The sequence below is a fragment of the Vibrio sp. 1078-1 genome, from assembly GCF_033340475.1.
This window is the reverse complement of sequence record NZ_JAWOWM010000003.1, coordinates 396,263-422,601: the sequence shown is the minus strand read 5'-3', so window position 1 is coordinate 422,601 and position 26,339 is coordinate 396,263. Positions and strand designations below refer to the sequence as shown.

The window sequence follows — 26,339 nt, the reverse complement described above, 5'->3', positions numbered from 1 at the left end:
CATTGTTGTAATGATTGTTAAAATGTTAATTCTTCAATCAATGTTTTCATTATCGTGAGTTTAAATTGTGAATGTGTTGCCTACGTGTATTTTTACTCTGTGAAATTCCGTTTTTGACAATAAGACATATTATAAATCTTGTGTTGGTTATTTGATTTGGTTATATAAAACTCAACATACTTAATCCTTAACTGTTCATATTCACACTTAATGAGACACAATAACCCTCTGTTTGTTAAGTGATTGTGTGTTTTTTAACGTGTTGGTATTGAACAAAAAGCGACCTAAGCCGCTCTTGTTCATTTTGATAAGTTTACTTATCAGTCGTTTTAGATTTCTTCGTGCTTATGGACTAGGCCGAAGTCAGCTAAAATGGCATACGCAGCAGGGATCATAAACAACACCAGCAGAGTGGATGCGAAAATACCAAACACGATAGAGATAACCAGTGGTTGGATAACCTGTGCTTGCAAACTGGTTTCAGTCAGCAACGGAAGCAAACCTGCTGCAGTGGTCATTGATGTTAGGAATACTGCTCTAAAGCGTTCCCGACTGGCTTTGACTACCGAGTCATGCACATTATCCCCTTCATCCACATGATGGCGTATGTACTGAACTAACAGAATCGAGTCATTCACCACAATCCCTGCTAATGAGACGAAGCCCATCATACTTGGCATACTTAATGAGTGACCGAGTAGGATGTGTCCCCATACCACGCCAATAAAAGCGAGGGGAATCGCAAGCATGACGACGAATGGTTCCAAATAACTGCGGAATTGGTAACTCAGAATCGCAAACACGCCAAACAAACCAAGCAAGAAGCCTTTACCCATTGATGCGCCAGTTTCAGCGGTATCTTTGGCTTCGCCTTCAAAATCAAAGCGAAGACCAGGATACTTTTGCATAAGCTTTGGCGCTTCATCCTGTTGGAACTGACGAATAATGGCGGTTGAGTTGGCTTTCGTATTGTCGATATCGCCGAATACGCTCACGGTGCGCAAGCCATCAATGCGCTGGATTCTTACGTAATTACGTTGGAAATCCAAAGTAGCAATGGTCGCGAGCGGAATTTGACTTCCATCGGACAAGATAATTGGGAAGTTTGCCAATTGCTGTAAGTCACCAGCTTGCGCTTTATCAAGGCGAACTTCGATGGAAATATTTTCTACTCCAACTTGGATTTCGTCTGCGGTTTGGCCAAAGAAAGCCGCGCGCAATTGATTGGCGATGAGTTGGCCGTTAATCCCATAAGCTTCCGCTCCCGGACGCAGTTTAACCAAGACTTCTTCTTTACCCATACGCATGTCATCCAACACGCCATGGACACCGTCAAACTCATTCAAGTATTGCTGAATGTTGATAGAGGCTGCTTTGAGCGCATCAAGATCATCATGTTTCGCTCGAATTTCAATCGCTCGTCCACCCGGCCCCATGGTCGGTTGTTTAAATACCAGCGAGATAGGATCGGCAAGTTCACCAATGTCTTCACGCCATGCATCGATAAATTCATCGATGAGTGTGTTACGACTCTCTGCACCCAGCAAATCCAGACGTACCGTGGCAATGTGAGGGCCAGATTCATTCGCGTCGGCGTTAGCGTTGAATTGACTGGTGATGTGTAGAACCAATGGATTGCCGTCTTCCACTTTCTCTGTCCATTCTTTATCTAGCTTTTGAGCGGAAGCGACGATCTTATCGACGACAGCTTCCGTTTGAGACAGAGAAGAACCCGGAGGAAGAATAATACGCGCTTCTGCAATGTCGCCATCCAATTCAGGGAAGGGTTGGAACTTGAGTAAACCACCTACTAACGTGGCCGCGGAGATAAGAAGCAAGGCAACCACGCCACCCATAAAGGCATAGCGATACTCGACCACTTTATCTACTGCGTTGACCAAGGTGGTGTTGCGGAAGTTTTCAAAAGAAGCGAGCAGCTTTTGTTTGAACTTCGGTGTTTTTCGCTCTTGCTTTTGTTTATGTAGCGAATGAGAAAGGTGGTTAGGTAGGATCAAGAAGGCTTCCACCAAACTCAAACTCAAAACGAGGATCAGAACTTGAGGAACTGCTTTAAGTACCGCACCCATTTCACCTTGCAGGAATAACAAGCTACCAAAAATACACACCGTAGTTAGGAAGGAAGAAATTACCCCTGGCAGTACCTTTTTCACTCCTTTGATAACGGCATCATCGATCTCTTCTCCTCGGTCGAGGTGAGCGGCAATCGATTCGGCAATAACGATGGCATCATCCATCATGATACCGATGGCCATGAGTAACCCGACCAAAGACATGATGTTGATGGACAGGCCAAGTTGCGCCATCAAAAATAAGCCACCCAAGAAGGCTACGGGCAAACCAGCTGCGACCCAAAAAGAGTAGCGAAAACTAAAGAACAACCACATGGTGGCGAAAACCAGAATGATACCTTGCCAACCGTTTTTGACCATCATGGTCAGGCGATCCCAAAGCACGGATGAAAGATCATTGGTCATTTGTAGCATCACACCATCTGGCGCAATGGCTTGTTGTTCTTGGACAAATTGAGCAACACGTTCTTTAATGCGCAGTGCATCGTCTTCTTTGTTTTTGCTGACTTTTAGTAGGGCAGATGGGTGACCATCAAAGAGGACTTTCTGTTCGTCCAATTCAAATCGGTCGGTAATCGTCGCAATGTCTCTTAGACGGATGATTGATCCATTTGGACCAGAGCCCACGACAATAGTCTCAAGCTCTTCTGGTGTCACGCGTCGTTCGTCAAAGCGGATCAGAAAGTTCTTATCTGGCGTTTCGACATTACCACTTGGCAGCTTGACGTTCTGACGACCAATCTGCTCAGCAATATCACCAACACTTAAGCCAAGTTGTCGAATAGCTTGAGTATCTAACTCTACTCGGTATTGGTGGTCAGAGAAGCCTGCAACTTCAACCAAAGACACATCATAATCGAGCTTTAATGTGCGTTTAAGTTGTTCTGCATAGGCTTTTAGCTCTGGCCATGTGGTGTCTGCAGTGATCGCGACATCCACAACGGGCTCATTCCAATCTAGCTCTTGGACCACAGGAGACTCAATTTCTTGTGGGAAGTCATTAATTGAGTTGATTTGAGTCTGAACGTCGACCAACATGCGGCCGATGTCGGCTTCTTCATTCAGTTTTAAGATAAGACGCGAAGAGCCTTCAATCGCTTCACATTGCGTTTCTTCAATGTTAGCAAGGCCATCAACAGCATCTTCCATGCGGACACAGATACTCTCTTCGACTTCTTGCGGGGAAGCGCCAGGGTAAACCACACCAGCTAGGATGTAGGGCGGATCAAACTCAGGAAAGGTTTCCCGCTTAATCGTGGAAAGTGAAGAAATCCCCAATATCAGCAGCGTTAGCATCAGCAAGTTGGCTGCCGTTGGGTGCTTGGCGAAGAATCGGATCATGAATCAGACTCCTCAATAGCCGTTTCTGACTGTTCAGGTGACTCTTTCAATAGCATGCCGTTAATCGCAGGCAGCAAATCGTTGATGATCAGTTTCTGACCTTGCTCCAATTCGCCATCGATCACCACTTGGTTATTTCGGCGATATAACACTTCAACCGTCACGACTTGCAGACGATTGTCATCGCCCATCAGGTAAATCTTATCGCCATGAAGCGCACGCTCTGGGATGACCCAACTCGGGTTCTCTTGTCCCTCAATCAAGGCTCGCACAAACATGCCGTTCACTAGTGGAGGCGCAGAGGTTGGGTTTAATGCACGGTAGTCTTGTTCAATTTCCAGAATCACACCGGCAGTCGCTTGGCTTGGATCAACCGTTTCACTGATGCGTGCAACTTTCGCAGGCCAGCTTGCAGAGAGGTTACCGCTGCTGAGTTCAATGTTGGCATGAATCGCATTCATATCAGGTTGTGGAATACCAGATTCATCACGAACAAACTCACCGATGCTCGCAGCCAAAGTTTGCATGTCATGAATGGACAGTTGAGCTTCAACCTCCATAACATCAATACCATGCCCGGTCACCATGGTCTGTTGTAGATTAACCACTTGCTTTTTCTCAATTTCTACGTCAGCAATACGCAAATCGTAAGGAAGCGTGATGATGGTTTTATCAAGCGAGCGTTCGGCCTCATCCACTTTTGATGCATTAACTTTAACTAGGGCTTCCGCGACTCGTTTCTCATCCGGCATCAAACCAATTTGATTTTCAATATCCAGTACTAACTTACGTTGAGAGAGCGCGCTTTGCTCTTGCTGATCTACATCCGATTGAGACGTTAGGCCTTTTTTACGTAGGTTTTGTTTACGGTCTAACTCTTTGTTGGCGATAACCAGACGGTTGGCTTCTATCTTGAGTGTGCTTTTGAGATTCGCTTCTTCTTGGTTCAGCTTAGCCAGAGAGGTTTGAGCAGATTTGAGATCGGCTTGAGCTTGAACCAGTTTCAGTTCGTAATCGAGTGGGTCGATTCGCAAGATTTCTGTCCCTGCTTGCAACACTTGTCCTTTTTCCAGCTGCGGATGGCGGTAGACCACTTTCCCCGTCACTTCGGCTATCGCTTTCCATTCCACTTTTGGGGCGATCTTGCCAAACCCTATGGCTACTGGAGCAATGGCTTTGAGCTCAAGTGGAATCGTCTCGACCAACCGTGCACGATCTCCAGCGGGTTTTACGGGCAAATCTGGTTTGAGGCTAATCGCCAAAAACAGAATGACGACCCCCACCGCAAGAGCAGGAAAGAACAGCAGCTTTTTATTTATCTTCATATTGGTCGCCCGAGTCTAAAAATCCATGTTTCATCAGTTGTATGTTGTGTTCGAATAATCGGTTCAAGAAGGCTTCAGAAAGTTCAATGCCATGAATGGCGAGCAGTGCTGGTGGTGCCATAAAAGGAAATACCATCAAGCTGATGTAAGAGACGCGACAAAGTTGAGGGTCGGCGTCTTTTCGTAAAACGCCACTGTCGATCAACTTATCAAAGATCACGCCTTGCATTGGCTTACTGATATCTGCGAAGACTTTTTCGAGCAGTTTGCGTTGGGTTTCCGATGGGGGCATATTCATAACTTGGGCAACTAAGCGTGGGAACTGTGGTACCTTGATCATTTCGCGGTAGTAGGTGCGCATTAGATCGAGAAAGTTTTGCTCGTTACTGTTGGATACCAACGTCTGCATCTGCTTTTGCATCGGTGACAGTGTTTCGCGCAACATGGTCTCGAACAAGCCTTCTTTGTTGCCAAAGTAGTAACGAATCATCGCCACGTTCACGCCTGCTTTCTGCGCGACTAGGCGAGTAGAGACCTTGTCATAAGCCATAATGGTGAAGAGTTCGCGCGCGTGGAAAATCAGTTTTTCCCTTGCGTCGATATTATCTGTGGGTCTTCCCGCCCTTCGATGCGCTTCCGTCACAATCTTCTCTCAAAATATTAAACATTTGATTAATTATAAGACGCTGATTTCTCATGCGACATGTGAAAAATTAATCAGTATTTAATCAAGTGATTAATTTGTGATGAAGAGAAGTAAAAAAGAGCAGAAAGAACTGCTCTTTGAACAAATAGAAAAGTATTTACTTAGGAAGAACGGTCTTGTGAGGCTATATCACCCCCAACTTAACACACTCCAATTCGGTCTGTTGGCGTGTTCTTTTAGTTGTGGGCATGGATTTACCAGATAAGCGTAGTTCGCGTATTCACAAAGCGGTAAATCGTTGATTGAATCGGTATAGAAATGGATTTCGGAATAAGGCTCAGGCTGATTTTCTAGCCACTGTTTTAATCGCGTGACTTTGCCTTCACGATAACTCGGGATACCGTCGATTTCAGCAGTATAACGGTTGTTTTTCTCGATTAAATCAATTCCGAGTGCGGTTGGAATATTAAGACGGCGACCAACGGCTTCCACCAAAAAAGTGACGCTGGCAGAGATGATAACCATATCTATACCATCACGAGACAGTTGCTCAATCAGGGTTTTGGCTTGAGGGAACTGTTTAGGCAAAATATGGCTTTCAACACATTCTTCAACCAAGGCGTTTACTTCTTCAATCGGCATGTTTTCTAGTGGCTTCATGGAGAACGCTAGGTAATCTTCCATGTCCATTTTGCCTTCAGAGTACAAGGCCATTAGACGCTGATCTTCCATAATAAATAAAGGATCAGTCGCGATGCCTTTCTCAACCATAAACTCGTTCCAAATCATTGCGCAGTCAGCGTTTATTAGGGTTTCATCCATATCAAAAACATACAAAGGTTTGGACATGTTTAGGCTCTCACTGGTTGAATTTCGTTTAGGTTAAAGAGTAGCTCTAGTTGGCTGCCATTCGCTAGTAAGCGTTCTGAAGAGCGGTTAAGCAAGTCAACAGTGAGCTCACACTCTTCAACGTTCACTTGATAGCGAATAACATTACCTAGAAGCTGGTGGTTGGTGATCGTACCTACTTGTGGCGCTGAGATGTGGCTATCATATTGACGACCTTGCTCTTTTACATATATAGACTCTGGGCGAATCGCCACTTTCCATTCGGTATCAATGTTGAAGAGTTGCTTGGCTTTATTGGCCTCTACAAGGTTGTAGTGCCCCATGAAACCGGCCACAAACTCGTTAGCAGGATGAGTATAGATTTCTTCAGGTGTTCCTGCTTGAACAATTTCTCCTTTACTCATTAGGAAGATACGATCAGACATAATCATCGCCTCTTCTTGGTCATGAGTTACGAAGATAGTGGTGAGATTCATCTCTTTCTGAATATCTCGGATTTGCTGACGAAGGTGTTTGCGGATTTTGGCATCAAGCGCAGAAAGTGGTTCATCAAGCAATAATATGCGAGGTTTCACCACCAACGCTCGAGCGAGTGCGACACGCTGGCGCTGACCGCCAGAAAGTTGATGCGGATAGTGTTTTTCTTTACCTGCCAGATCCACCAGTTTGATGACTTTAGCCACTTCACGTCGAATATCATCATTCGCAAGCTTTTTCATTTTTAAGCCAAATGCAATGTTGCCTTCGACGGTCATATTGGGAAACAGCGCATACGATTGAAAGACCATCCCAATACCACGCTCTTGCGGGACTTGATGCGTGATATCTTCTCCGTTTACCCAAATCTCGCCTCCATCGACAGGGTTAAGCCCAGCAAGGCTGCGAAGTAGTGTCGATTTACCACAACCGCTAGGGCCTAAAAGCGTAATGAATTCACCTTGCTCGATGTTAAAGTGAATGTCCTCAAATACGGTGTTATCACCAAAACGTTTAGTCAGATTTTTCGCTGTTACGTAGCTCATTGTTTGACTCCTCGGCTGAAACGACTTGCCAACCAAGTCAGTAAAAAAATAAATAGGAAGTAGGTCATCACTAAGGCAGACGTAAAGTGGCCGCTCGTCTGACGCATGTTATACAAGTAGATTTGCAGGGTTTCATAACGTGTGCCGACTAAAATATTGGCGAACACAAACTCTCCCAATAGAAATGAAAATGAAAGGAAAAGCGATGCCATCAGTCCTTTTTTGAGGTTAGGTAAAATGACCATCAAAAACGCTTTGGTTGTGCTTGCCCCTAGCAAGTGTGCAGCGTCCATTAAATCGTTAAGGTTAATTGCTTCGAAGCTATTAGAAATCGCACGATACATGAACGGTAACGCGATGGTGAAGTAAGTACCTACTAGAATCCAAGGAGTACCGATAAGGGAGATTTCACTGTCAGCATAAAGTTGAAGCAAGCCGACGGAGGACACCACTGGTGGTACAGCGAATGGTAGCAAAATCAATACGTTCATGAGCTTATCGAGCTTCGGAAAGTAGTAAAACACCACGAATATCGCTGGCAGAACCAGAAGCACACTGAGGGTTAGCGAAGCAATACAAATAAACAGCGAACGCCCAAACGCTTGCAAAAAGCGTGGGTCGGTCAGCAATTTAACGTACCAATCAAAAGTGAAACCATCTGGAAGCACCGTGGCACCCCAGCGTGATGAAAGCGAATAGACAAAGGTCGCTAAAATCGGGATGAGCATGATCCCAACAATGGAATAAACCACCGTTTTATGGAATCGAGTATTAACGTTGTTCATGACTACTTCCTACCTGCATAGCTTTTCGAAATGAGCCATTGGTTAATCACTGTGATAAAGGCAAGTAACGCCATTAGAATCACCGAAATTGCAGCGGCGAGATTAGGTTCAAGGAACAGGTCTCCCGATACCAGACTCGCAATTCGAATTGTGATGACGTTATAGTTACCGGAGGTCAGCGCATAAACACTCGCATATGCGCCGATTGCGTTGGCTATTAAGATAATAAAGGTACCGAATAAGGCTGGTGAGAGCACTGGCAGAGCGATTTTCGCCCAATACTGTGATGTTTTGGCTCCCAGTAGCGCAGCAGCTGCTTGCCAATCATCACTCAACGCATCGAACGCAGGGTAGAGCAACAACACCGCCAGCGGGATTTGGAAGTAGATGTAAATTGCCAGCAGGCCCCATTTACCATAAAGGTCGAAATCACCGAGTAAGCCATACTGCTTGAGCAAAAGGGTAATCGCCCCATTGGTGCCCAAAATAATAATAAAAGCGAATGACAGAGGTACGCCTGCAAAGTTGCTGCTCATGTTCGTAAACGCAATCACACCGTCGCGGACTTTAGAATCGACTCTGCGCAGAGAAGAGACCAACAGAGTCGCAATGGCTAAGCCAAAAATGCTCGACCACACAGCTAACCACAAACTGTTGCCAAACGCCTGCATCATAAAGGCGGAGTCGAGCACTTCAATGTAGTTATCGAAGGCAAACTCGCCATCGTAGATAAAGCTGTTTAACAGCACCCAAATCATCGGTGCGAGTTGAAATAGATAGAAAAACAGTGCGAAAGGTGCCAACCAAATGGCTGGCTTAAAGCGCTTTAACCAAGTACTTGCCAAATTTGAACGTGATTCGCTAGAGCTTGGGGAGAGGACTGAACTGCTCATAGTGCTAACAATTCCTGAGTGTATGGCTTCGTGTGGTCAAGGTTTAGCAATTGACAAACGGTGCCACAAATATCAGTTTGCTTAATATGACAATCTTGATGGGTAAACTTATCACCAATGACAAACAGGGGAACTTCTCGTTCTTCAGGTAAAATCCCACCGTGAGAAAGATCGTTGTTCATGCCATGATCGCTGGTCACAATGATTTGATACCCATCAGCAAGCCATTGATCGATGTAGTTGGAAAGAATAATGTCTGCACCTCGCGCACAATTGCGGTATTGGCGAGAGTCTAGGCCAAACTTATGTCCTGTATCGTCGATATTCATCGGATGGATCAATAAGAAATCAGGTTGATAGTTGCGGCGTAAATACTCTGCGTCCAGGAACAAGGCTTCATCAGGATAATGATCCCAATGGTAAAAGCAGCCGTGCTGGATATTCAGGGTTTCATCATGCGTGAAACGATCGCGAACAGGTTCAAATGGCGCGCGATTATAAAGCTCACTTACCCAGTGGTAGGCAGCCGCAGCGGTCACTTTTCCTTGGGCTTTTGCCAAACTGAAAATGGAATCGTGTTTGGATAGACGAACGATATTGTTGTTTACGATGCCGCTTTCTACAGGGCGAACGCCCGTTAAAATGCACTCATAAAGTGGGCGAGACATAGAGGGCAGCTCACACTGCACAGGATAAAGCGTTGCGCGAGTTTCTTGTTGGGAACGACTTTGTTCTAGAAGACCATTGAGGTAGCCCATGCAATCACGGGCTACCTGATAGTTCAGTCCATCTAGAACAACAAGGATGACCTTATTGCTCATAACGACTTACTCTTATTGCTGGTGGATTAAGACACTTTCTTGCCATTGACGTGGCAGCTTACGTGCGGACTTTTCCCAAGCTGAGAAGTCAGTCACTGGGTGTACATTGCTGTATTGGTCATTAGCAATTAGCTTGTCTTGCACTGCTTGAGGCAGTGTGATGTTGGTGCGGATTGGACGCGCATAACCTTCTGCTAAGTTGATTTGCCCTTGATCGCTGAAGATGTATTCACGAGCAAGCTTTGCTGCATTAGGGTTCTTCGCGTATTTATTGATTATGGTTGTATAACCAGAAATCACAGAGCCATCTTGAGGAATGCTCACTGTAAAGCGGTCGCGGTCAATTTTGTCGCGGTAGTTCAATGCATTGAAGTCCCACATGATCGCCACTTCCACTTCGCCTTTTTCTAGGTTGGCGATGTTCGGATCGGTAAATGAAAGACGACCTTGCTTCGCGAGTTCAGAAAAGAATTTGAGCGCAGGCTTGAGGTTGGATTCGTCCCCACCGTTGGCGAACGCTGCGGCGAGAACCGCGTTGTTTGCCTGTGCTGCTACGCCTACGTCACCTACGGTCACTTTGTAGTCGCCTTTTAATAGGTCATCCCACGTTTTTGGCGCGTCTTTTACGAGGTTATTGTTGGAGATAAAAGAAATAGTGCCAGTGTAAGCAAGTGCCCAATGACCATCTTCGTCTTTTGCCCAATCTGGGATGTCATTCCAAGTTGTTGGTTTATATGGCTGAGTGACGCCTTTTTTAACCGCTACACGTGCGAAGGCAAAGCCTACGTCACCAATGTCTGCGGTCGCGTTTTTCTTCTCAGCTTCGAATTTTGCGATTTCTTGAGCCGAGCTCATATCCGTGTCTTGGTGCTTAAGGTTGTAATTTGACTTTAAATCAGCCCAAGTGTCTTTCCAGTTTGCCCAACTGTCAGGCATACCCACACTGTAAACCGCCCCTTCTTTTTGTGCTGCTGCTACCAAAGATTCAATATCGGCTTCTTTCGCTACTGTTGGCGTAGCGAGCGTTACCGCAATGATTGCCGCTGGTGCGGTAATTGAACGACTTAGCAAAGTTTTCATTGTCTCCATCCTTCTGGACTAGGTCAGTAAGTTCGCTTTGTATGCTATGGATGGAATGTGACGATTTAGCGCAAGTAATTTGACAGTTTTGCTGATTTTATATGGCACTTATATTTCATACGTTCAGTATGTGTTCTGTTGATTAATGTCATATTTTTGTTACGTAAACGCCTTATGTTATTCGTCAAATTATCCTTGGACTAGATCAGAATGAGAGCGACAGGCACCGGACAATTTGGTACCCAATTAGGAAAAATTAGAAGCAGCTTAAAACAGCAGATTCTTTCCGGCATCATGTCGGAAGGACAAAAACTGCCGTCAGAGAGAGAGCTCAGTGAGCTGTTTTCTACGACTCGAATCACAATCAAAGATGCGTTGGTGTCTTTGGAAACGGAAGGTCTTATTTATCGAGAAGAGCGCCGGGGTTGGTATGTATCTCCTGAGCGTATCTGTTACAACCCGTTGTCTCGTTCTCACTTCCATCAGATGATTCGAGAGCAGCATCGTATTGCAGAAACTAAGCTACTCAACGTGCGAAGTGAAATGGCCGCAGGTGAGTATGCCAAATCGTTAGAGGTGGAGCGAATTACCCCAATTTATGTAATTGAACGGTTACGTTTTATTGATGGGCGAGCGGTATTGTTTGTTGAGAACGTGCTCAAAGCGGCACTGTTTGAGGGTATATTGTCTGAGAACCTCACCATGTCCCTGACAGGCATTTATCGTGAGAAGTATGGTTACGAGACAAAGCGCTCTCGTTTTGATGTGATTCCCACGTCAGCTCCTGCTCATGTCGCTAAGGCGTTGAACCTAGCTGAAGGACAACCCGTTCTGAAAATTCGGCGGGTAAACTACAAACAAGATGGGCATTTAATGGACTGCGAATTCGAGTATTGGCGTCCAGACGCAGTGATGATTCGCATTGATAGCGTAGGATAAAGCGCAGAATTAAAAAGAGCCCAATGAAGGGCTCTTTTTCGCATATTGGTTAGAGAGGCGGTTTAAACGAGGCCTTGCTCTTTTGCCATTCTGCTTGCAATGCCGGGTGCTTTCCAAATGCTTGGCAGCAAAATGAAAGACACAGGCACGGCAGTAATTACAATGAAAGACTGCAATGCAGAAATACCACCAGAGCCCATTGAGATAAGCGCAATAGCGACAATACCCATAATCAGCCCCCAGAACGAGCGAATCACTGCGTTTGGTTCTGTTGAGCCCGTCATCACTACACTGATTGTGTAAGTCATCGAGTCACCCGTCGTCACGATAAATGTTGTCGTTAAGATCAGGAACAGAACCGAAATGATCATTGGGTAAGGTAATTCACCAGTAATCGCTAGCAGTGCTGCGGGCAAGTTAAAGCCTTCAAACGCAGATGAAATCAAACCAGGGTTATCAAGTTCAAACGCAAGGCCACTGCCACCAACGATACTAAACCAGAAGCAAGTAATCAGCGGTGCCGCGATGCTAATAGACATGATTAATTGGCGAATTGTACGACCACGAGAGATACGAGCAATAAAGATCGCCATCATTGGGCCATAACCGATAAACCAACCCCAGAAGAATACTGTCCACCAACTTAGCCAGCCTGTATCACCACGGTAAAGTGCCATAGGGAAGAAGTTATCCACCATACGACCAACGCCTTGCACGTAGCCATCAACGATAAAGCTTGTCGGCCCGAAGAACAGGATGTAACCAATTAATAGTACAGACAAAATAATGTTGTAACGACTGACGATTTGAATACCCTTGCTCAAACCGCTCAGTGCGGAAAGGGTATACATCAGGATCGCCGCCATAATAACCATACTTTGCGTTACGAACGTATCTGGCAGGCCAAACAATGAGTTTAGCGCGTAGCTAATTTGTAAACCTAAGAAGCCGATAGGACCGATGGTTCCTGCTGCTACTGCAATGATGCTACATGCGTCAGCAACATCACCAATCCAGCCTTTAATGGCTTTATCACCAAACACAGGGTAAAGCAGAGTACGCGGCTTAAGAGGCAGGCCTTTATCGTAATGCAAGTGCATTAAGACAATGGAAGATAGACCACCAAGGATCGCCCAAGCTAAGAAGCCCCAGTGCATAAAAGACTGAGATAGGGCATTGATTGCGGCAGTTTTCGGTGAGGCTTCCCCGTATAGAGGCGGAGCAGTCACAAAGTGCGCGATAGGCTCAGCTGCGGCCCAGAACACACCACCACCTGCAAGTAGAGTACAGAGTACGATTGACAACCACTTAAAGTTATCAATATCAGGTTTCGCTAGACCACCTAGGCGCACATAACCAGTGCGACCAAACGCAAGAGCCAAACCAATTAGGAAATTCAGAAGAAGCAGTACTTGCCAGTAAGCTCCGAAATATTTAGTAGCAAAGCCGAAGCCGGTGTTAACCATTGCGGTTAGAGAGTCGGTATTCGTTAGAGCAAGTAAAACGAATAGAGTGAGGAAGCTACCACTTAACCAAAAGACAGGATTGGTGAGTTCGAGGCGCTTGAGTAAAGATGGGGGATGAATAGCAGAATAGTCAGCATCCTGAATAGGCGCTGTGTGGGAGGCGGCATTCGTCATATTTGACATAATTACTTCGCTTTTTAGGGCTATGAAGCCGTGCATTTCCCCTCACATCGTTTCAACGAAAAGTGTGAGGATGTTCAAAAAGCCGATGATGTTAACATGTCGAAGTTGCAAATATAACCTTAGATTTCGATTAATTTTTAACAGGTTAGCCAAGTTGCTGATTTTTGGGTAGAGATCAAAAGAAAGAGTTTTTACGTGAAATGCACCGCATTTCGTATGTAATTAACATTTCCCTTGTTTTTGCATGGGTTTATCAGGATTACATTGAGAAAACATGTTTTTCCCAAGCTAAGGTTTAACTCGATGGCTCACTTCGAACTTAACGGGCAGTGGATGCTTACCTCGCCACAGCGCCCCAATCTTGAAATTCCAATGTTTATTCCGGGCGATAATGTGTCGGCGCTTTTACAAGCAGAGCAGATTCCAGATCCTTATTTTGCCGATAATGAAAACAAAGTTCGATGGATTGAAGAGTGTGAGTGGCATATCTCACGTGAGTTTGACGTCGACGCGTTTACGTTGTCTGCCAAGCAAATTTGGATGACGCTAACTCGTGTCGATACATTGGCAACCTTCTATGTTAATGGTGAGCTAGCACTAACTTGCAGCAACATGTTTACCCAGCAACGTGTGGATATTAAACCGCATTTAAAGCAAGGTACTAACACGATTCGGGTTGAGTTTGCTCGGGCGGATTTAGAAGGTATCGCAAGAGCAAAAAAACTGCCATTTCCTATTCCATCGGCAATGGGCAACAACCAAATTCCACACATGAACTTGATCCGCAAAACACAATGCCATTCCGGATGGGACTGGGGCATTTGCTTGATGGTATCGGGTATTTACGACCCCATTCAAATCGACATTGTGAATGAGCTTTGGCTCAAAGGCTTCTCGACAGAGCAGCAATGGCAAGCCGATGGGAGTGTGTTTCTTGATGTAGTAGTTGAAGTGGAAACGGACAGTCAACGCCATGAAATGATTGTTGAATTTAATGGTGAGCGTCAATGTATTCAAACAAAAGGAAGTGATCACTATCATTGCCAGTTCCACATTTTTGAGCCTCAACGCTGGTGGCCATCGGGTTATGGCGAAGCGTATCTCTATCCCATTACCATTTCTTGCAGAGAGCAAAAGTTAACGCACAACATTGGTTTGCGTCAGTTAACCCTAAATAACCAAGCTGATGAGCACGGCTCTGCAATGGAATTTATCGTCAATGGCGTACCGATTAATGCTAAAGGCGCCAACTGGATCCCTATTGACGCAATGCCGGGGCGAGAGTGCGAAACACGTTATCGCAACCTTTTGCAAAGTGCGGTTGATGCCAACATGAACATGATTCGCGTATGGGGCGGTGGTCAGTACGAGAGTGAAACCTTTTATAACCTTTGTGATGAACTTGGCTTGTTGGTGTGGCAAGACATGATGTTCGCCTGCTCGTTGTACCCATCAAACGACGAGTTTTTAAAAGAGGTAGAAGAAGAACTTAGATTCCAAATCCCGAGGCTCAAGGAGCACCCATCAATCGCACTTTGGTGTGGTGACAATGAAGTGATTGGAGCTATTGGTTGGTATGACGAATCTAAGCGCAGCAAAGTCAAATACACGGTAAACTACGATCGCCTCAACCGCATGATTGAGAAGGAGATTACCGAGCGAGATAGCACTCGCCGTTTCTGGCCAAGTTCCCCATGTAATGGTGAACTGGATTTCGGTGATGCGTGGCATGATGATAGTAAAGGCGATATGCACTTTTGGGACGTTTGGCATTCAGGAAAATCATTCAGTGCCTACGTTGACGTGAATCCTCGTTTTTGCTCTGAGTTTGGTTTTCAATCTTGGCCATCTTTTGCTGAAGTTAAGCGGTTTGTCCCTGAGCAAGACTGGAATATTACATCCCCAACTTTCGAACAACATCAGAAGAACCCTCGAGGTCATAGTATTATCACAGAGATGTTCACGCGCTATTTTCGTTTTCCCTCTGGATTTGAGAGTATGCTGTATTTAAGTCAAGTTCAGCAGGCAATCGCGATCAAAACTGCATGCGATCATTGGCGTGCCATTTCTCCAGTTTGTCGCGGCATGCTGTACTGGCAACTCAACGACAATTGGCCTGTCAGTTCTTGGTCTAGTTTGGAATACAGTGGTCGATGGAAGCAGTTGCACTACCATGCAAAACGCTTTTTTGCGCCGCAGTATTTGGTATTTTCCGAGCATACAGGCATGTTGAGCCTACATTTGCTCAATGATGCCAAAGAGTCCGCAAGCGTCAACGCACTGCTTAAGTGGGTAGATTGGCAAGGGGAAGAAAAGCAATGTTGGAGCTTAGAACAAACAGTCATAGCAGACAGCAATACGATTTTGTGGCAGTTGGATGAATTGATCGAGAAGGATGAACTTACGTCAGGCTTCTTCTATGTTGAAGCGCAAATCGGTGAAGACAGAATAAGCAACACATGGTTTAGTACTCACGAGCTAAAAACCTTGCCGATAGCGAAAGCCAATATAGATGTCTCTATTGAAGGGAGGCGAATTACATTGATTGCGGATAAGCCTGCGTTTTTTGTTCATTTGGAGAGTGATGCTGATGGAAGATTCAGTGACTCCAGTTTTACTCTGTTGGTCAACGTTCCAATGACGGTTGAGTATTTAGGTGATGATGTTTCAGGTATGCAGCAGTCGTTGAGGGTATGCCACCTTAATGATTAAAGCGGGCATAGAACATCTATATGCTGATAACTAAAAAGGGAGCGTTTGCTCCCTTTTTAGTTACCAAGTATCCGTTATTAAGCTCAGGTTGAGACAGAAGACTATTTAAGTTTCTGATGGACCCGATAGCTAACGACAAAGCCAATGTAGAATAGTACAGCAAGAGTAATCACTGCCGTCGCGTACGCCAGCAGGCTGTTTAACCCTAAACCAAAAGCCAAAGTGAAGGCGATACCATGAATGGCTTCCGCAGGGATTCGGTACCAAGCAGCGTGGACGGAAGATCCGAATAGGATAAAGGTACTAAGTAAGACAATCGTGCCGCCTATAAAGCCGACCCATCTGCTGTTGTTCATGTTGCAGTCTCAGGGGTTACCGAGGTAACGTAACAAAATATTTCAGGATCGTATTATACAACCGATCATCGCGAAAAGCGCTAGAGAAATTTCGCGGATAAAACAGAGTGTTTTAATTCGAACAAAAGAATACGACCATAGCCAACTTAATACAGGAATAACAAAACATGTTGAGATTTATACAACGTCGTCGCATTAAGAAAGTGATTAAACTAATGAGTACTAGATTGGTGGTGGGATACGGCAGTCGTGAGTATTTTTCGGTTGATCAGGTAAAGACGAGCACCAGTGAGTTAAGCGCGTGCCAACAAAAAATTGCGTTGGCATTATATGCGGATCCGCAAGATCTTGATTTGGAAAATCAACCAGAGTTGCAAGCAATACGCTCAGACGTGGCGCATGATTTCTTTTCTGGTGCCGACTATACCGCTCAAGATGTGCTTAATTTACTCGGCTCTGGTGGCTGGAAAGGCGGCCGAATGGAAGATGGAATGTCTCATCATTTTGGTATGCACAGTCGCTATTAAAAACATGCGTTAATTTTATAAATTCGATAAATATTTTTGCTGTTAAAGATTAATTAAATTTTCTTTCAATTGGGTAACAATTACCTAATTATGCACCCGAATCCCAGCGCGTCGCTGGACTGGTTGGATTGCATACCATGAAATTAATCATCAAAGGATTGGGGCTGAGTGCTCTTGTGCTCAGCATGTTTGCTCATGCAGATAGCAAAACGTTGAACGTTTATGCATGGGGTGGCTATTTGCCGGAAGCATCGTTAAAAGCGTTTGAAAAACAAGAAGGCGTTACGATTAATTATTCGACCTTTGAGAATAATGAATCAATGTACACCAAGCTAAAATTGCTAAAAGGTTCTGGTTACGATGTGGTTTTTGCTTCTGCGTACTTCATTGAAAAAATGGGGCGAGAAGGGCTGCTTTCGAAAATAGATCACGCTCAAGTGCCAAACATGCAAGACACAATGGACGGTTTACTTGGCCAAGCGCACGATCCTAAAAATGATTACTCGCTGCCTTATATTTGGGGCATTACCGGGATTAGCTACAACGAATCCATGGTTGAGCAACCAGTGACAAAATGGGCAGACTTATGGGAGTCTCAATACGAACAACAAGTCATGTTGATTGATGACGTGCGCGATGTGTTTGGTATGGCGCTTAAGAAAAATGGCCATAGCGTGAATACAAAAGACGAAGCTGAAATCGAACAGGCTTTTGATTCTCTAGTTGCGCTGAAAAACAACGTATTACTGTATAACTCAGATGCGCCGCAAGTCCCTTACGTGTCCGGTGAAACATCGGTCGGCATGCAATGGAACGGCAACGCATTCCAAGGGCAGGTTGAAATGCCTGAGCTGAAGTTCGTGATGCCGGAAGAGGGCGCGGTATTGTGGATGGACAACTTCACTATTCCGTCTGGCAGTAAAAACAAAGCATTGGCGCATAAATTTATTAACTTCATGTACCAATCAGAGAACCAAGCGGAAATCGTGACCAGTTTGGGTTATGCGTCGGCAACGAACGCTGGGCGTGACAAATTGCCAGAAGAGTTGAAAAACAACCGTACTATTTTCCCTTCATCAGAAGACTTGAAAAAAGGCGAGTTTATTAATGATGTTGGCGCAGAAACGTTAGCGATTTACGAAAAGTACTGGCAACGTTTAAGAACGCAATAAGCAACGTCTTTGCCTATTGTTAGGCTTAAAATCGTTCAAATTTGGATTCCCCTCATCACGAAAGTGGTGAGGGGAATTTTTTTATAAGTTTTGTACTGCGAGTGTTGCTACGCGGCACGCTTTACGAGGCAGAAGTGCTTTTTACCGCGTTGCAGTAACCAATATTGATCAAACAGTGGGAAGCTTAAACTCGGGTTATCAGCCGCCACTCTTTCACCGTTTACACTGATGGCGTTGTTGCTGATGTGTTCGCGTGCAACACGCTTCGAACTTGCTAAGCCCGACTCAATCAACAGCTCAACCAAATCTTGTTGTGTGCTCTCAATGCTTGGTAAACCATCCAACTCCAACTGTTTTAATTCACCCAAACTCAGTTGTTGCACATTACCGCTGAATAAAGCTTGAGTGATACGCTCGGCACTGGCTAGGCCTTCTTCGCCATGAACAAATCGCGTCATTTCTTCAGCGAGAATACGTTGTGCTTGTGGCTTACCTTGGCTTGCTTGGTCTTGCGCTTCAATGCTGGCAATTTCTTCGCAGCTCAAGAATGTGTAGTAACGCAAGAAGTGGTAAACGTCGGCGTCTTCTGCGCCAAGCCAGAACTGGTAGAACGCGTAAGGAGAGGTTTTGCTAGGATCTAGCCATACTGCACCGCCTTCGGTTTTGCCAAATTTGGTACCATCGGATTTGGTGATCAGCGGCAGAGTTAAGCCAAATACTTGCTCACCATTTTGACGGCGAGTTAAATCGATCCCGCTGACGATGTTTCCCCATTGGTCATTGCCACCGATTTGCAAACGGCAACCGTATCGACGGTTTAGCTCGGCAAAATCGTACGATTGCAGTAGGGCGTAGCTAAATTCGGTGAAGGAGATACCTTGGTCAGGTCGTTGCAGGCGTTGTTTTACCGATTCTCGGTTTACCATAGTATTGATTGAGAAGTGCTTACCCACATCGCGGAAGAAGTCGATCACATTGATCGCTTTCATCCAGTCAGCGTTGTTTACCATGATCATCGGCTTGGCCAGTTGGTGATTCATCAACTGCTGAATTTGATTAGAAAGATCGTTAACCCAGCCTGAGACGATTTCCTCTGAGTTCAGACTGCGCTCAGTCGCTTTAAAGCTTGGGTCGCCAATCATGCCCGTTGCACCGCCAATCAAGGCAACAGCTTGGTGTCCGGCATCTTGAAAGCGCTTAAGCATAATCAAAGGCACGAGGTGGCCGATATGTAAGCTGCCAGCTGTAGGATCGAAGCCGCAGTAAACGGTTTGTGGCTGTGAGAGAAGTGTCTGAATTTCTTCCAAATCGCTGGCTTGTGCAATCAAGCCGCGATCTTGTAAATCTTGCAGTAATGGTGTCGTCATTCTTTTTGTCTGTTTTAGTGGTTGTTACATTCAGACTAAAACGCGACACCTTTTCTCGATATATCCCTTAAGGGACAGTTTTTTATCTTGAATGGAGAATGAGGTGATTGAGGAAAAGCTGGAATAACTCACTCAATGAAGACACATTTAATTGCGAGTAAATTCGCTTTCGATGATTTTTGACCGTGCCTTGAACTAAGTGTAACCGCGCGGCAATTTCTTTGGTGTCAAACCCTTGAGCGAGAAGCGAAGCCACCTCTTGTTCGCGACGGGTGAGTGATTCTACGCCAAACGTTGCTAAAGCTTGCTCAATGGCTAATCGCATACTGCCAGAATAAGCACTCTGTGCAAAAACAGGCTCAGAAAAGGTAAATTCCGTTTGTTTCCAATGCTGCTGACAAAGCGACTGAATTATCGGGAAATAGGGCTTTAGCTTATTGATTTGTTGCTGAGAAAAGTATTTTCCATCAGTCATATATCCGAAGTACAGCATGACCCAACGGCCAGATTCAACTTCGACTAGCATGCTAAGTTCGTCTTTCCACCCTGTTTGATGATAGAACTGCTCGCAGTATGAGGTGAAGTCAACGCCTTTACGCGCCACGTCTTTGAGCGTAAATACGCCTTGTTGCTTTGTCTCGTTTAGTTTGAGAAAAAAAGGGTCATTTTGAAATGAGTCAGTAAGGTAGCGTTGAAAAAGTAACTCTCGCTCGTTCTCAATTGAGTCGTAGAGATAAATAGGATGTTTACCTTCTCGGTAACCTAAAATAACTGCGCAATCAAAATGAAAAAGAGTGCGAATGACACGCATAAGTTTAGGAGTAAAGTTAGGCGTGTTAAGAGCAGAAATTGCTTCTGCTAGCAGATTATTAAAGTTATTGTCAGGCATGGGATACCGAATTGCAGGTGGTTTTGCGCAAGCATAACCAAAAGCAATCCAACGAGAAAGGGAAGTCGCCATCTTCTGGTGACTTCCATAGAGAAAGTTGCGTAAGTGCTCAGTTTTGAGGAATCATATCCCCGTTAACTTATTGATAAGGGTGCATAACAACGGTTTTATTTAAGCGATTAGTTGCTATGCATTACTGCGAGTTAGTGAGCTCTTCGTTAACCCAATATTTAGAACCAGACACGTTAGCATCGATGAGCAAACCTTTAGCGTTCAACTGATAGACGGCGACGCCGCTGTTAAATTGTTTTGAAAGTTGCTCTGAATCTTCGCCCGCAACAGCAGAGGCTTCACTTGTGGCCTCCCATCCTTCGTTGACGAACGTATCAAAGTCTTCTTTGCTCTCAAACAGAACCACTTGTTGGTAAAATTTGCCGCCAGCCCCAAGTGCAACGCCCAAACCAAACATATTCATATAAGTGCGTTCTTCTGTTTCCTTATTCACTGCGACTCCTGACCCTGAGTTGGTGTGAAACAGCAAAGATAATTTACGAGAATCAAAGACCGCGTAGCCGTACGCGTTGTCGTAAATAGCTTTTGCCTCCGGCTTTTCATTAAATAACTTGAGCAAAGCGCTATCTGCCATTAAGTCCACGGCTTGGCGAGCTTCTTCTGGCGTATCGCCTTCCATCAGCTCATCAATTTTTTTGTCGGCAGCATCTATCCATTCTTTGCTTTTCTCGATGCTGGCTTCTGTCCATTCGCCTGCGGTATTGATCGCTTCCTCGGACCAGTTCGTGAAATCTTGCCACGCTTGTTTTGAAAACGCTTTGGTATCGTCCCAAGCATCTTGTGCAGTATCAGAAACTGCGTCGCCAAGCTCAGACATTTTATTGGAAATTTCATCCCAATCGGCATAAGCAGGGGATGCCAGGAGCATCAAAGTAGTAAGGAGTGCGATAGGCTTTTTCATCAAATTCTCTCTGGAGTTATCAATATACCATTCATTTTAGGTCATCAGACTTTGATAATGAAATTGACTAAATGACGAACTTGAGAGAGGAATCACGAACTGATTGTGAAATGACGTGTGAATAACAAAGCCCTCACAAGGGGAGTGTGAGGGCTAGAGTTTATCGTGTGTTACTTGCTGCTAACTTTACCGAGTTTTAACCAAGTATCGATAACCGTATCTGGGTTTAGTGATACAGAGCTAATTCCTTGATCCATTAGCCATTCCGCTAGGTCGTCGTGGTCTGATGGGCCTTGACCACAAATACCAACGTATTTGCCTGCTTTTGTTGCCGCGTCAATCGCCATCTGAAGCATCACCTTAACCGCTGGGTTGCGCTCATCAAATAGATGTGCAACATCGCCAGAGTCACGATCAAGTCCAAGCGTTAGCTGAGTCATGTCGTTTGAGCCAATCGAGAAGCCATCAAAGTACTTCAAGAACTCATCGGCAAGGACCGCGTTGGATGGCAGTTCGCACATCATGATGACTTTAAGACCCTGATCGCCACGGCGCAGATCAAACTTCGCTAGCAAATCAATCACTGATGCTGCTTCGCTTGGTGTACGCACAAATGGGATCATGATTTCAACGTTTTTCAGACCCATTTCGTTACGAACGCGTTTAATTGCTTGAGTTTCTAGCTCGAAGCAGTCTTCAAACACTGGAGAAATGTAACGAGACGCGCCACGGAAGCCAAGCATTGGGTTTTCTTCATGCGGTTCGTAGGCTTTACCGCCAACCAAGTTGCTGTATTCGTTAGACTTAAAGTCAGACATACGAACAATAACGCGTTTCGGCCAAAATGCCGCAGCAATGGTTGCGATACCTTCTGTCAGTTTGCTTACGTAGAAATCGATAGGATCTTTGTAACCACGAATACGCTGAGTGATTTCTGCTTTTAGCTCATCGCTTTGTGCATCAAAGTTAAGTAATGCTTTCGGGTGGATACCAATCATCTTATTGATGATGAATTCAAGACGCGCAAGACCAACACCTTCATTTGGAATTTGTGCGAAGTCAAACGCGCGATCAGGGTTACCCACGTTCATCATCACTTTTGTTGGTAGCAGTGGCAGTTCATCAACAGAAGAGCGTTTTACATCAAACTCAAGTTCACCTTGGTAAACGTAGCCCGTTTCACCTTCTGAACAAGATACGGTCACGGTTGCACCATCGGTTAACTTGCTTGTCGCATCGCCACAGCCAACGATTGCAGGAATACCAAGCTCACGAGCGATGATGGCAGCGTGACACGTACGGCCACCACGGTTGGTTACGATTGCAGATGCTTTTTTCATCACTGGTTCCCAATCTGGGTCAGTCATGTCTGTAACTAGCACGTCACCTTCTTGGACTAAAGACATTTGGTCCAGAGAGTCAACCAAGCGAACCACGCCTTTACCGATGCGCTGACCGATTGCACGACCTTCAACCAAAACATCCGCTTTGTTTTGTAGCTCGTAGCGCTCAATCACGTTTTGTTCCGTTTGTGAACATACGGTTTCAGGACGCGCTTGAACAATGTACAGCTTGCCATCAATGCCATCTTTTGCCCATTCAATGTCCATTGGACGCTGATAGTGCTTTTCGATGATCATTGCTTGTTTTGCGAGCTCTTTGATCTCGTCGTCGTTCAATGAGAACGTGTTGCGCTCTTCATCAGAAGTATCAACGATATCAACTTGTTTGCCGATTTCTTGGTTATCTGAGTAGATCATTTTGATCAACTTAGAACCAAATGTTTTCTTAACGATTGGGTGTTCGCCTGCTTCAAGCATTGGCTTGTGAACGTAGAACTCGTCAGGGTTTACTGCACCTTGAACGACCATCTCGCCTAGACCCCATGAAGAGGTGATGAAGACAACTTGGTCGAAACCCGATTCAGTGTCTAGTGTAAACATAACACCCGATGAGGCTTTATCTGAACGCACCATACGTTGGATACCCGCAGATAGCGAGATGCCACGGTGGTCGAACCCTTGGTGAACGCGGTAAGAAATCGCACGGTCGTTAAATAGAGAAGCGTAAACGTGCTTAGTTGCTTCTAGTACTGCGTCGATGCCTTTCACGTTCAAAAACGTTTCTTGCTGACCAGCAAAAGAAGCATCAGGTAGGTCTTCTGCCGTAGCAGATGAACGAACTGCGACTGAAAGCTCAGGATTGCCTTCGATCAGTTCTTGGTAATTTTCACGAATTTCTTGTTCAAGGTCCGCAGGGAAAGGGGCCTCTAATACCCATTGACGAATGTTTGCACCTGTCTTACGCAGAGCTTCTACATCTTCAACGTCTAGTTCATCGAGTAATTGGTGAATACGCTCATCCAAACCTTCGTGGTCAAGGAATTGGTTAAACGCGTATGAGGTTGTCGCAAAACCATTTGGTACAGAAACGCCTGCGTTTGCTAGGTTAGATACCATTTCGCCAAGTGAAGCATTCTTACCGCCGACTTTGTCGACATCATCCATGGATAGGCCATTGAACCAGAGGGTGTTCTTTTGCATGTCTTTCTCCAGAAACATTGCAGCTTAGTAGGGGGACTTAAATCGATCTAAACAATCGCATGTTGGCTGTTATTACACGTTGACCATACATTGCTTCATTCAGATTGATATCAAAGGCAAACGATTACGTTCTGGCTGAAAAAAATTCAAAAGAATTTTTAAAGCTGTGGTGAACCTAACTGAAAGCCAAACTGATTTATTAATATTATGTGTACCATCCTACTCAAAAGATTTTGAAAAATTAAACAGAAATGCAAATAAATAACCAAAGTCGTGATGTGTTCTATGTTTCTGACGGTACGGCGATAACATGTGAGACATTAGGGCATGTTGTTCTCGGTCAATTTCCGTTCATTCCTAACGAAAAAACCTTTCCGTTTGTAGAAAGCCAGGACAAAGCTACTGACGTAGTCAAAGAAATTGAAACTTCCTACCAGCGCAATGGCGTCAAACCTCTGGTCTTTTTCTCAATTGTCGTTCCAGAAGTACGTGAAATGCTGCTTGAAGCGCCGGCATACAGTTACGATGTGTTGGAGAGTATTGTGCAGAAAGTGCAAGACGACATTCAGATGGCACCAAAGCCTAAGTTGCAGCGTTCTCGCAGTGTGGGGAAAGATTCCGACACCTATTTTGACCGTATTGCGGCTATTGAATACACATTGGCGCATGATGATGGCATCACGCTAAAAGGGTTGGAACAAGCCGATATTATCCTGCTGGGAGTATCGCGCAGCGGAAAAACGCCGACTAGCTTGTACATGGCGATGCAATTTGGTTTACGTGTTGTGAACTATCCGTTCATTGCGGAAGATGTGAAGATGATGCGTTTGTTGCCTGAGTTTGAGATCCATCGTCATAAGTTGTTTGGGCTGACTATCGATCCCGAGCGCTTGACTGAAATCCGTGAAAATCGTTTGTCTGGAAGTGATTACGCTAGCACAGAGCAGTGCAAGCTGGAGCTAGACACTGTTGAGGCGTTGTTTAGAAGAGAGGCGATCCCATATATCAATACGTCCTCTCTGTCTGTTGAGGAAATTACTACGCGTATTCTGGAAAAAGCAGGAATGAAGCGTCGCTTGTTTGGCTAACAAGAGACGCTCATGTCGCTATGTGTAAGAGGAGGTAAGGTGTGTACCTCCTCTATCGAATGAACCTTAGACAGAATTAATAGTATTGGAACATCTTTTGGATGTCTTGATAGTTTTTGGTCTGAGTCAGTGACAGCATCAGTAAGATACGTGCTTTTTGTGGGTTCAATGTACCAGCGGCAACAAAGCCGTATTTTTCGTCATCAATTTCAGCATCCAAAGTGGTTGAGCCGCTAGGCGTTCGGGAGCTTCTTACAACAACAACGCCATCTTTACTCGCTTTCTCTAGCTCATCAAACACAGTGTGGTACAAGTTACCATTACCGACACCAGCACTTACGATGCCGTCAAACTTCGCATCCACAAAGGCTTTCACTGGCAAATTGGAGGCATTTGCATAGTTATAAACAATACCGACCTTAGGCAACTTAGTAAGCTTTGATACATCGAATGGGGTTTCTGTCGTATGTTTACGCTCTGGGCTTCGTTGATATTTGGCATCGCTATTATGAATGTAGCCGATAGCACCAAAGTTGGGTGACTGGAAAGTGCTGACGGAGGTTGTATTGGTTTTTGTCACATCTCGCGCATCGAAAATCGTGTCATTCATTGCGACTAGCACGCCACGTCCTTCTGAATCTTCATCGGTGGCTGTTACGACTGCATTGTATAAGTTGACTGGTCCATCAGCACTCATTGCGGTGGAAGGACGCATTGCACCGACGATCACGACAGGCTTTTTGCTCTTGACGGTCAGATCAAGGAAGTAAGCGGTTTCCTCTAACGTATCCGTACCATGAGTAATGACGATGCCGTCAACATCATCTTGAGCGAGTAGCTCATTAACTCTTTTCGATAATTTTAGCCACACTTCATCATTCATATCTTGTGAACCGATACTGACCACTTGCTCTCCAGAAATATCGGCAATGTTGGTCATACTCGGCACCGCAGAAATCAATGATTCAACGCCGACTTTACCTGCTGTGTAGTTTGACTCGGTTGCAGATTGACCTGCGCCTGCTATGGTGCCGCCAGTGGCAAGAATTTTAATGTTCGGAAGATCGGATTGCGCGAAAGACAAAGAACTAAGGCACAAACCAAGGGTTATCGTACTGAGGCGGAAAAGATTTTTCGTCATGGGAATCACCTGCTGTTAGGTTGGATGTTGGGGAACTCATCTATCCTAAAAACAGCGGGTTAGATTTTTTGAGTACTAGTTCAACAAATTGCAGATGAAGATCGTGATCAACTAATCACTTAAAGAATATC

General features: G+C 45.0%; 21 protein-coding genes. 5 read left to right on the top strand and 16 right to left on the bottom strand.

Annotation, left to right across the window (positions count from 1 at the left end):
- Positions 1-329 precede the first annotated feature (329 nt).
- The 9 genes from R7190_RS08910 to R7190_RS08870 all read right to left on the bottom strand — a co-directional run bounded on the left by R7190_RS08910 (position 330) and on the right by R7190_RS08870 (position 10,852).
- Positions 330-3,431, bottom strand: a complete 3,102-nt coding sequence (locus tag R7190_RS08910) for an efflux RND transporter permease subunit (RefSeq protein WP_186585495.1) — start codon at positions 3,429-3,431, stop codon at positions 330-332.
- On the bottom strand, positions 3,428-4,756 hold the full coding sequence (locus R7190_RS08905; protein WP_042523281.1) for an efflux RND transporter periplasmic adaptor subunit: 1,329 nt from the start codon (positions 4,754-4,756) through the stop codon (positions 3,428-3,430). The genes R7190_RS08910 and R7190_RS08905 overlap by 4 nt, the downstream gene beginning before the upstream one ends.
- Positions 4,743-5,399: a TetR/AcrR family transcriptional regulator gene (locus R7190_RS08900; RefSeq protein ID WP_021707693.1), complete on the bottom strand. Its 657-nt coding sequence runs from the start codon at positions 5,397-5,399 to the stop codon at positions 4,743-4,745. Before R7190_RS08900 ends, R7190_RS08905 begins: the two co-directional genes overlap by 14 nt.
- A gap of 192 nt (positions 5,400-5,591) precedes the next feature.
- Positions 5,592-6,251, bottom strand: coding sequence for an HAD family hydrolase (locus R7190_RS08895; RefSeq protein WP_017633566.1), 660 nt, complete (start codon positions 6,249-6,251; stop codon positions 5,592-5,594).
- A gap of 2 nt (positions 6,252-6,253) precedes the next feature.
- Positions 6,254-7,273, bottom strand: a complete 1,020-nt coding sequence (locus tag R7190_RS08890; RefSeq protein ID WP_005373862.1) for an ABC transporter ATP-binding protein — start codon at positions 7,271-7,273, stop codon at positions 6,254-6,256.
- Entirely contained in the window at positions 7,270-8,058 is a 789-nt protein-coding gene (locus tag R7190_RS08885; protein WP_017633567.1) for an ABC transporter permease, read from the bottom strand. Before R7190_RS08885 ends, R7190_RS08890 begins: the two co-directional genes overlap by 4 nt.
- Positions 8,059-8,060: 2 nt before the next feature.
- Positions 8,061-8,951, bottom strand: a complete 891-nt coding sequence (locus tag R7190_RS08880) for an ABC transporter permease (protein WP_017633568.1) — start codon at positions 8,949-8,951, stop codon at positions 8,061-8,063.
- A complete protein-coding gene (locus R7190_RS08875; protein WP_005373854.1) occupies positions 8,948-9,772 on the bottom strand; it encodes an alkaline phosphatase family protein in 825 nt (274 codons plus the stop codon). Before R7190_RS08875 ends, R7190_RS08880 begins: the two co-directional genes overlap by 4 nt.
- 12 nt (positions 9,773-9,784) lie before the next feature.
- The gene (locus R7190_RS08870) at positions 9,785-10,852 is read right to left on the bottom strand and encodes an ABC transporter substrate-binding protein (protein WP_005373851.1); all 1,068 of its coding nucleotides are present in this window, start codon (positions 10,850-10,852) and stop codon (positions 9,785-9,787) included.
- Positions 10,853-11,062: 210 nt separating this feature from the next.
- Between R7190_RS08870 and R7190_RS08865 the strand changes: the two genes are divergently transcribed.
- Positions 11,063-11,791 carry a UTRA domain-containing protein gene (locus tag R7190_RS08865; RefSeq protein WP_005387087.1) on the top strand — a complete coding sequence of 243 codons (729 nt, stop codon included), beginning with the start codon at positions 11,063-11,065 and terminating at the stop codon, positions 11,789-11,791.
- A gap of 62 nt (positions 11,792-11,853) precedes the next feature.
- Here the strand turns inward: R7190_RS08865 and R7190_RS08860 are convergent, their stop codons facing one another.
- A complete protein-coding gene (locus R7190_RS08860; RefSeq protein WP_005373846.1) occupies positions 11,854-13,440 on the bottom strand; it encodes a BCCT family transporter in 1,587 nt (528 codons plus the stop codon).
- Positions 13,441-13,743: 303 nt separating this feature from the next.
- On the opposite strand from R7190_RS08860, the gene R7190_RS08855 reads away from it, so the two are divergent.
- A complete protein-coding gene (locus R7190_RS08855; protein WP_017633569.1) occupies positions 13,744-16,152 on the top strand; it encodes a beta-mannosidase in 2,409 nt (802 codons plus the stop codon).
- A 101-nt stretch (positions 16,153-16,253) separates the two neighbouring features.
- On the opposite strand, the gene R7190_RS08850 is transcribed toward R7190_RS08855, so the two are convergent.
- The gene (locus R7190_RS08850; protein WP_318137539.1) at positions 16,254-16,508 is read right to left on the bottom strand and encodes a hypothetical protein; all 255 of its coding nucleotides are present in this window, start codon (positions 16,506-16,508) and stop codon (positions 16,254-16,256) included.
- Between the two features lie 167 nt (positions 16,509-16,675).
- Here R7190_RS08850 and R7190_RS08845 point away from each other — a divergent pair, with 167 nt between their 5' ends.
- Complete coding sequence (locus tag R7190_RS08845; RefSeq protein WP_017633570.1) at positions 16,676-17,035, top strand: DUF6559 family protein; 360 nt, start codon at positions 16,676-16,678, stop codon at positions 17,033-17,035.
- A 137-nt stretch (positions 17,036-17,172) separates the two neighbouring features.
- Positions 17,173-18,207 (top strand): ABC transporter substrate-binding protein, encoded by a 1,035-nt coding sequence (locus R7190_RS08840; protein WP_017633571.1) that lies wholly within the window; start codon positions 17,173-17,175, stop codon positions 18,205-18,207.
- Between the two features lie 107 nt (positions 18,208-18,314).
- Here R7190_RS08840 and tyrS read toward each other — a convergent pair whose 3' ends face one another.
- From tyrS to ppsA, 4 genes are all read right to left on the bottom strand, one after another.
- Positions 18,315-19,574, bottom strand: coding sequence for a tyrosine--tRNA ligase (gene tyrS / locus R7190_RS08835; RefSeq protein ID WP_017633572.1), 1,260 nt, complete (start codon positions 19,572-19,574; stop codon positions 18,315-18,317).
- Positions 19,575-19,656: 82 nt separating this feature from the next.
- Positions 19,657-20,463 (bottom strand): response regulator transcription factor, encoded by an 807-nt coding sequence (locus R7190_RS08830; RefSeq protein WP_021707696.1) that lies wholly within the window; start codon positions 20,461-20,463, stop codon positions 19,657-19,659.
- Between the two features lie 193 nt (positions 20,464-20,656).
- Entirely contained in the window at positions 20,657-21,436 is a 780-nt protein-coding gene (locus R7190_RS08825; protein ID WP_005373824.1) for a hypothetical protein, read from the bottom strand.
- 170 nt (positions 21,437-21,606) lie between these two features.
- Positions 21,607-23,979, bottom strand: a complete 2,373-nt coding sequence (gene ppsA / locus R7190_RS08820) for a phosphoenolpyruvate synthase (protein WP_005373822.1) — start codon at positions 23,977-23,979, stop codon at positions 21,607-21,609.
- 251 nt (positions 23,980-24,230) lie between these two features.
- On the opposite strand from ppsA, the gene R7190_RS08815 reads away from it, so the two are divergent.
- Positions 24,231-25,067: a pyruvate, water dikinase regulatory protein gene (locus tag R7190_RS08815; RefSeq protein WP_005373820.1), complete on the top strand. Its 837-nt coding sequence runs from the start codon at positions 24,231-24,233 to the stop codon at positions 25,065-25,067.
- 76 nt (positions 25,068-25,143) lie between these two features.
- Here the strand turns inward: R7190_RS08815 and ansB are convergent, their stop codons facing one another.
- Entirely contained in the window at positions 25,144-26,208 is a 1,065-nt protein-coding gene (gene ansB, locus R7190_RS08810; protein WP_053304594.1) for an L-asparaginase 2, read from the bottom strand.
- Positions 26,209-26,339 lie beyond the last annotated feature (131 nt).